Annotated in this window: 7 protein-coding genes and 1 pseudogene; 6 read left to right on the top strand and 2 right to left on the bottom strand. The window is 50.9% G+C overall.

The genetic code is table 11. From position 1 onward, the window contains the following. On the top strand, nucleotides 1-234 hold a 234-nt coding region (locus OB13_RS08825), incomplete at its 5' end, for a nitroreductase family protein (protein WP_461489796.1). A gap of 84 nt (nucleotides 235-318) precedes the next feature. Here OB13_RS08825 and OB13_RS08820 read toward each other — a convergent pair. Continuing rightward, nucleotides 319-495 carry a hypothetical protein gene (locus OB13_RS08820; RefSeq protein WP_461489795.1) on the bottom strand — a complete coding sequence of 59 codons (177 nt, stop codon included), beginning with the start codon at nucleotides 493-495 and terminating at the stop codon, nucleotides 319-321. Between the two features lie 282 nt (nucleotides 496-777). On the opposite strand from OB13_RS08820, the gene OB13_RS08815 reads away from it, so the two are divergent. The 5 genes from OB13_RS08815 (at nucleotide 778) to OB13_RS08795 (ending at nucleotide 8,162) form a co-directional block, all read left to right on the top strand. Beyond that, the gene (locus OB13_RS08815) at nucleotides 778-1,392 is read left to right on the top strand and encodes a deoxynucleoside kinase (protein ID WP_461489794.1); all 615 of its coding nucleotides are present in this window, start codon (nucleotides 778-780) and stop codon (nucleotides 1,390-1,392) included. 113 nt (nucleotides 1,393-1,505) lie between these two features. After that, the gene (locus OB13_RS08810; protein WP_461489793.1) at nucleotides 1,506-3,482 is read left to right on the top strand and encodes a DNA methyltransferase; all 1,977 of its coding nucleotides are present in this window, start codon (nucleotides 1,506-1,508) and stop codon (nucleotides 3,480-3,482) included. Between the two features lie 388 nt (nucleotides 3,483-3,870). Further along, nucleotides 3,871-5,961, top strand: a complete 2,091-nt coding sequence (locus OB13_RS08805; RefSeq protein ID WP_461489792.1) for a DEAD/DEAH box helicase family protein — start codon at nucleotides 3,871-3,873, stop codon at nucleotides 5,959-5,961. Nucleotides 5,962-5,984: 23 nt separating this feature from the next. Continuing rightward, complete coding sequence (locus tag OB13_RS08800) at nucleotides 5,985-7,661, top strand: dipeptidyl-peptidase 3 family protein (RefSeq protein WP_461489791.1); 1,677 nt, start codon at nucleotides 5,985-5,987, stop codon at nucleotides 7,659-7,661. 282 nt (nucleotides 7,662-7,943) lie between these two features. Continuing rightward, nucleotides 7,944-8,162: a hypothetical protein gene (locus OB13_RS08795; RefSeq protein WP_461489790.1), complete on the top strand. Its 219-nt coding sequence runs from the start codon at nucleotides 7,944-7,946 to the stop codon at nucleotides 8,160-8,162. A 43-nt stretch (nucleotides 8,163-8,205) separates the two neighbouring features. Here the strand turns inward: OB13_RS08795 and OB13_RS08790 are convergent. Further along, nucleotides 8,206-8,529, bottom strand: a pseudogene (locus OB13_RS08790) (hypothetical protein); the annotation flags it as partial.

The following is an 8,529-nucleotide window of genomic DNA, read 5'->3' as shown; positions in this document are numbered from 1 at the left end:
GGAGGTATATTTCTGATGAATCTTTTATATGCGCTCCATTATTACAAAATAGGAGCATGCCCGGCCAATTGGGGGAAAGAGTACAAACCGGAAAACAAAGCTCGTAACATCTTAGGTATACCGCCTTCTGAAAAAATAATTTGTGTGATTGCAATTGGATATGTGAGAGCTGAAATGAAATACACGCTCTCCAAGAGACGATCTACAGACGAGATACTTAGAATGGTAAAATAATAATTTCAATCTATACTTCTGAAAAACAGCCGCGGCGCCTGTAACTCAAGTCTACAGGCGCCGCGGCTGTTTTTTTATGAATTTCTAAATAGCATTCTGGCCTTTGGTGCCACCCGACTGGTCTTTTTTGTCGTTGCGTCCCTGGTCTGGGCTTTTATCTTTCTGCTGATCGCTCAGGCTACGATTTCCTTCCTGTCCGCCTTGTTTTTTAGCTTCCGGCTTCTGCGATTTGTTCTGGTCCTTATTATGTCCTTTTGTCATGGCGTTTATCGATTTGGTTTACTCCTAGCATGTACGCGCCGTCACAGGTTGAGTTGATGAATAATTTGTAATGCTCTGGTTGTTAATAGGTTGTGTGGCGGGGGAATTGTGCTTAAAATATGGGCGCGATACAAAAAGCTGGAAGAGAAGCAGATACAATGAGCTAACTTTCGTTGTGTCAATTCTCTTCAAAAACCTTCCGGAAGAATTAAGATTTAGCTGCGTCATCCTCAAAAAAAGCCTTAGTTTTGTAACCCGGTTTTCATTCATAACACTAGTATCATGCACATTGCAATCGTCGGCAACATTGGCGCCGGCAAAACCACTTTGGCCACCAAACTGTCCCAGCACTTCAAGTGGGACCTATACCTGGAAGCAGTTGAGAACAACCCCTACCTGAAGGATTTTTATGAGGATATGGAGCGTTGGGCATTTCACCTGCAGGTGTTCTTTCTGAACAGCCGCTTCGGGCAGGTACAGCTCATACAGTCCAAAGACGGGCATGTGATCCAGGATCGCACGATCTACGAAGACGCGTATATATTTGCCAAGAACCTGCACGACTCCGGGCTGATGAGCACCCGCGATTATGAGAACTACTTTGCCTTGTTCCAGTCGATGATCAGCATGGTAAAAGCGCCTGACCTGATGATCTACCTGAAGGCCGACCTGCCCAAACTGATCGGCCAGATCGAGAAGCGCAACCGCGACTACGAGAACAACATCAGCATCAACTACCTGCGCAACCTCAACGAGCACTACAACACCTGGATGAGCAGCTACGACCAGGGCAAGCTGTTGGTGATCGACGTAAATAATATGGACTTTGTGGCTAACCCAGAAGATCTGGGTTCAATCATAGAAAGAATTCAGAGCGAGCTTTTCGGCTTGTTTTAAGACATATTCAAAAAATTAAAAAGCCGCTGTCGTCTGCATTTGCAGCGGCAGCGGCTTTTTAATTTATAGTTTAAAGTATATATTCCCTGTCTGAAGAGAGCAGTGTTTTAGAAATGAAAGGTATGGATGAGACGGTAACGGTGCAGAAAAAAGGCAAGGTGCAGAACCTGTTACAGGAACTGACCCAGGTACTGGAGCAGGACGAGCGGCTGGTGGCAGACGGAAAGCTGCTCAGGAACAAAGTCGTGGAACTGGCCCTGCAGCCGGACGCTTCGTTGCTGCACCTGTTGCTGTCACACGCAGGTATACGGAAGCACTTTTTTCAGGAAGTAGACGGGCTGCTCGTGTTTGATAAGATCCGGTTCCAGCAGTTTGTCAACAGCAAAGCCTTTCTGCCCGATAGCTATACCGCTTTTAAGAATAAACTGGGGCTGTCTTCCAACGGGGAGTACCTGAAAGCTTCGCAGGAAGTGGTGCTAGCCTGGCCATACAAAGACTGTGTGCTGGAAGGCAACCAGACAAAAGAAAGCCGGGCTCAGAAAGAAGTATTCTGGAATGCTACGTTGGCGCCGGATCAGGTAGACAGGCTGCTGTCACCCAAAGTGCTGACGAACTTCAGCAGGTATACGGCCAATGGAAAGGAAGCAGTCGGAAAGCTGTCGCCTCAGGATAACGTCATCATCCGGGGAAATAACCTGCTGGCGCTGCACAGCCTGCGCCCCGTATACGCCGGCCAGGTGAAGCTCATTTACATCGATCCGCCTTACAACACCGGCAACGACAGCTTCCGCTACAACGATAGCTTCAACCACTCTACCTGGCTCACGTTCATGAAGAACCGGCTCGAAGTAGCCCGGGACCTGCTGCGCCCCGATGGCTTCATCCTGCTCCAGATCGATAACAACGAGGAGAGCTACCTAAAGGTGCTGTGCGATGAGGTGTTCGGGCGTGAAAACTACCGCAACTCCATCATTGTCAAGAAAGGCACTAAGAGTCTGCAACTGCAGTTCAACAAGATCCAGAAGCTGAATGCCGGCTTTGATACCATCCTGCTTTACTCCAGGCGGGAAGAGGTGAAACTGCCGATCCTTTTCAAGGAGCTAAAGGGCGCCACGGCCAGCGTCTGGAACAACCATTGGCGCGGCACCGACCGGCCCACGATGCGGTACGCGCTGCTGGGGGTGGAACCGAAATCCGGTCAGTGGCGCTGGGAACGCAGGCGCTCGGAGGCAGCGGTGGCCAATTTCAGCAAGCTGTGCGACTACATCCGGCAGTTTGAGGGAGAAGGCGTGATCCTGACGGATGAACAAATTGACGCATACTACCCGCTATACCTGAGCGAGCACGGCATCACCGATGCCGGTGACTTTGAGCTCATCCGGCTCAGCAAGAAAGGCAAACCGGAGCACTACATTCCGCCGCGCCTGCAGGTGCTGCTGTCCGAAAACTGGATGGACCTGAGCGTAGCCGGCCGGATCACCAAATTTGAGCACGAAAAGAACGAAGAAATTTTGCGGCGCGCCTTGGAGTGGCTCACGGAAGAAGGCGACCTGGTACTGGACTTTTTCCTGGGAAGCGGTTCTACAGCCGCGGTGGCCCATAAGCTGAAGCGGCAGTACATCGGTATAGAGCAAATGCATTATGGGCAGCTGGACGCTACTCACCGGCTGCAGCAGGTGATCCGGGGCGATGGCAAAGGAATTTCGCCGGAGGTGTGCTGGAAAGGAGGCGGAAGCTTTGTGTACGCCGAAATGGCCAGGCTCAACCAGCACTGGGTAGAGCGGATAACGGCGGCACAGGACGAGGAACTGGACGGGCTGCTGGAGGAGCTGGAGGCAAACCCTTTTCTGCACTATATAGTAGAGCCGGACAGGTTGTCCGCTCAGGCTGATGCGTTTAGCCAGCTGCAGTCGGACGTGAAGCGGCAGGTGCTCTTCTCGCTGCTGGACTACAACCAGTTGTACATCAACCTCTCCGAAATGCAGGATGGCGACTTTAACGTGACCGAAGAAGAAAAGCAGCTGAATCAACAGTTCTACAGACAAAAAACAGCCGTCTATGCCGAACACCAAACTGCAAGGGCACGATGATGAAAGTGGCTTCTCCTTTGCAAAGGAGCTGCTGTAGGGGGACTCCCGCGCCAGCAATTTTAGCAAGCTGCAGCAAAGGTATTTTCTCTTTGAATTTCTGCTATGCGACGAAAATCAACCCAATGTAACATCCTATACCTCTCACCCGAAGAAGTATCGTTACAAATACGTCAGAAGTTCATCCGCCTGTACCGCGTCGCCAAAGATCTGAAAACTACGCTATACCTGGTGAACCAAAGCAAGACTGGTATGTGGAGCGAAGATAAGGTGAAGGTGATCCGGGTGGAGGAATTGTTGCCGAAAGGTATAGTCGAAGAAACAGTATGGAACATCAGCCGAAGACAGATCTCGGGCGGTAGTTTCACAAACTTAATTGAGCGTGTTGTTCATGATGCAACCCCTACATACACTATTAGACGAAGTTGCAGCAGTGCATGGCGCCGGCTTTTACAAAGACCAGGTACCGGCTGCTGTATACCAGAACCTGCGTTCGCGCTTTGGCCAGCGGGACTACCAGGCCGAAGCCTGGGGGCGCTTTGTATGGTATCTGAACGAGTACCCCGGCAAGCCAGTGCAGGCACCTTTGCAGCTGCTGTTTCACATGGCGACCGGCAGCGGCAAAACGCTGGTAATGGCCGGGCTCCTGCTATACCTCTACGAGCAGGGCTACCGCAACTTCCTGTTTTTTGTGAACAGCTCCAACATTATTGAAAAGACCCGGGAGAATTTCCTGAATCCTGCCTCCTCCAAATACCTGTTTGCCGACAGCATAGCAATTCAGGGCAGGCAGGTGCGGATAAGGGAGGTGGATAACTTCCAGGGGACCAGTCCGGACGATATCAACCTGGTGTTTTCTACTATACAGGGGTTGCACAGCAGGCTGCAAACACCCCGTGAGAATAGCCTGACATTCGAGGACTTTGAAGCGCAAAAACTGGTGCTGATCTCGGACGAGGCCCACCACATCAATGCCGAAACCAAAAAAGGCAGTGAGCTGAGTGCGGAGGAGAAGGAAGAAATGATTTCCTGGGAAGGGACTGTCCACAAGTTATTTCAGGCGCACCCCGGCAACCTGCTGCTCGAGTTCACGGCCACGGCTGATTTGGCGCATCCGGAGATCGCCCGCAAGTACAACCAGAAGCTCTTATTCGACTACCCACTCCGGCAGTTCCGCAAGGAGGGTTACTCCAAGGAGGTAAAGGTGCTGCAGTCCGACCTGCCTGCTTTTGAGCGGGCGCTACAGGCGGTGGTGCTGAGCCAGTACCGGCGCAAACTGTTTGAAAAGCACCGAAAAGCCATCAAGCCGGTGCTGCTGTTCAAATCCAAAACCATCAAAGACAGCCATGCCTTCTTCGGGGAATTTGTGCAGGGGATACGTTCGCTGAAGCCGGACAAACTGGAGCGTCTCAAAAGCAATGCCGCCCGGCAGGCAGGTGAGCGGCAGCAGTTCCCTGGAAAGGAGAGCAGCCATACCTTGCACCGGGCTTTTTTGTTCTTTGAGCAGCAAGGTATAAAGATGGAAAACCTGGTAGCGGAGCTGCAGGATGATTTTTCGGAGGAAAAGCTGATCTCTGTGAACAGCAAAGAGGAGAGCGAGCAGAAGCAGCTGGCCATCAACTCGCTGGAAGAGGAGCGCAATGCCTACCGGGCCGTTTTTGCGGTGGATAAACTCAACGAAGGTTGGGATGTGCTCAACCTTTTTGACATCGTACGCCTCTACGATACCCACGATGCCAAAAACGGGAAGCCCGGAAAAACCACGATGTCAGAGGCCCAGTTGATCGGCCGCGGCGCACGCTATTGCCCGTTTAGGTTAAGCGACATCCAACCGCTTGACAAGCGTAAGTTTGATGAAGACATAGCGCACGAGCTCCGGGTGTGTGAAGAACTCTACTACCACAGCGCCTATAATCCGCACTATGTGCAGGAGCTGCATACGGCCATGGAAGAGATCGGTATAAAGGCAAAGGAATCAGACGAAAGAAAGCAGCGTGCAGCTAAACGAACTTCAGCTGACCGGGAAGAACAGGTCTACGAAGAGCAGCAGACAGGGCTGAGCCCAATCCTGAAGCAGCAGGTATACCCGGTGTCGCTCCCCACCGGTTTCCAGGCCACGGCCCATGTATTGGATCCTGTTGTCTCCGGAGCAGACGTGCCGGAAACTGAAACCCGGGTATACCTGTTGACGGATTTAGGGGAACGCATTCTCCGAAAAGCCTTCAGTCGTTTGTCTTTTTACCAGTTTGATAACCTGCAACGTTATTTTCCTGCGCTAACTTCTGTTTCCGAGTTTATCTCTTCAGCAGATTACCTGGCGGATATTCAAGTCGAAGTGACGGGCCTGTCGGAGCAGGTAACGCAGCGCTCACCGGAGGAAAAGCTATACCTGGCCCGGCAGGTGCTGGACGTCCTGAGCCGCGCAATTACGGCCGAAAGGGCAGGACGAAAACTGCCTGAATTTTCTTATCTTCCTTCCTGAAATAAAACTAAACCTATACCTACATGAAATCACGCCACTTTATACTGGCCTCTGCAGTAGCCGCTTTGACGGCAGCCTGCGGTGGCTCTACCACCAATGAAGGTGGTGAGGAAACCGGAACGGTACAAACGGATACTACGGCTGTTGCGACCGATCTGCAGCAAAAACTGGGGATGTATACCACTTTCCGCCTGACGGCCGATCTCAGCTCCCTGAGCCAAAAGGAACGCCAGATGATCCCGTTGCTGATCGAGGCAGGCAAGATCATGGACGAGCTGTTCTGGTACGAGGCTTACGGCAAAGGCGATTCCCTACTAAATGCGCTGACCGACGATGCCGCCAAACAATTTGTGAAGATCAACTATGGCCCCTGGGACAGGCTCAACAACAACGAACCTTTTATAGCAGGCGTGGGGCCGAAACCGGATGCGGCCAACTTCTACCCGCACGACATGACGAAGGAAGAGTTTGAGCAGTCCGATCTGAAAGACAAAGCCAGCCAGTATACCTTCCTGCGCCGTGACGCCGGTGGCAAACTGATGACGGTGCCTTACCACGTTCAGTTCAAGGACCAGGTGAAGCGCGCCTCCGACCTGCTGCGTCAGGCGGCTGCCCTGGCCGATGACCCGGGCCTGAAGAAATACCTCACCCTACGGGCCGATGCTTTCCTGAACGATAACTATCAGCCCAGCGACCTGGCCTGGATGGACATGAAGAACAACCGCATCGACGTTGTGATCGGGCCGATCGAAACATACGAAGACAAAGTGTTTGGCTACAAAGCCGCGCACGAAGCCTATGTACTGATTAAGGACATGGACTGGAGCAAACGCCTGGAGAAGTATGCCGCTTTCCTGCCAGAACTGCAGCGTGGCCTGCCCGTCCCGGCCAATTATAAAAAGGAAACACCCGGTACCGACTCTGATCTGAACGCCTACGATGTGGTCTACTACGCCGGGGACTGCAACGCGGGTAGCAAGACGATCGCCATCAACCTGCCCAACGACGAGGAAGTGCAGCTCAAAAAAGGCACACGCCGCCTGCAGCTGAAGAATGCCATGAAGGCCAAGTTTGACAAAATCATGCTGCCGATCACAGACGAACTGATCGCTGAGGACCAGAAGCAGCATGTGACGTTCGATGCCTTCTTTGCCAACACCATGTTCCACGAGGTGGCGCACGGGCTGGGCATCAAGAACACCATCAACGGCAAGGGCACGGTGCGGGAAGCGCTGAAAGAGCATGCTTCTGCCCTGGAAGAAGGCAAAGCGGATATCCTTGGCCTGTACATGATCACGCAGTTGCACAAAAAAGGGGAAGTGACCGGTAGCCTGGAAGACTATTATACCACGTTTATGGCGGGCATCTTCCGTTCGGTTCGTTTTGGAGCAGCCAGCGCACATGGCCAGGCCAACATGGTACGCTTTAATTTCTTTAAGGAAAATGGCGCTTTTGAACGTGACGAGCAAACGGGTAAGTACCGGGTGAACTACGTGAAGATGGGCGATGCGATGAACAAGCTCTCGGAACTGATCCTGACGCTGCAGGGCAATGGCGATTATGCCGGTGTCGGCAAATTGCTGAACGAACAAGGGCAGATCAGTGCACAGCTGCAGTCTGACCTGGATCGTCTGAGCCGCAAAAATATACCCGTAGATGTGGTGTTTGAGCAGGGCACAGAGGTGTTAGGACTGAAATAAGAATCCGGAGAAGGCCTTCCCTGTCAAAGAAAAACAGGGCATCAGTCTGAAGCAGTTTTGCCAGTGAAAAGCGCTTTCAAGCCAATGAAATCGGGCAGCACTTAATTGAATTAAACGAATAAAAAGAATCCGCCTGCATCATTTTGGTGCAGGCGGATTCTTTTTATAGCGGCTACTGCGCTGTAGTTGCCATTACTTGAAAATTGCATAAAAAAATACAACCAAAGTGTCGGCTTGGTAGTAAGATAGTTTTCTAACCAACTATAAACCAAAATATTAGACATGAAAAATATTGCAAAATCATTTTATGATTTTAACCGAAACAGCCCCCAAGAGCGCCAGGAGCGCAACCAGTTGTACCCCGAACTGGCAAAATTTCACATCGCTCTCCGCGAAGAAATGAGCGAAGAAGAATATCAGCAATTTTATAAATCGGAGAAGGAGGCTGCCAGACCTCGTATGCTGCATAACACGAAAACGCGCCAATGGATACAGTTATAAAAGGCTTTGATAGCAACTAAAAAAGGTAAACCCAACAAACGGTTTACCTTTTTTTATGAGAATTTACTTCACCAGGTTCTTTAACCTGATAAATGATAATAGAATCAGCTGGAGAAAGTGTTATATACCATGGAATCTTTTTAGGAAATGAGTTATAGAACCTTGCGAACTGAGCCGTTGTAAACCTGTTCCAAATAGTTGCAGAATAAACTATTTTCCCAACTTGATAGAGCACCGTATCATCCAGTATTTTTTGTTTTGATGAGAACGCAGGTGCTACAACATAATCCTTATTTCTTAAGTCTGATTTTTCAAAACTGTAAAATTGCATACCTGCCTGCTTGCTATACCATTGCCAGCCCCAGTG

This window comes from Pontibacter sp. HJ8, from assembly GCF_054824225.1.
This window is presented reverse-complemented; position numbering and strand designations above follow the sequence as displayed.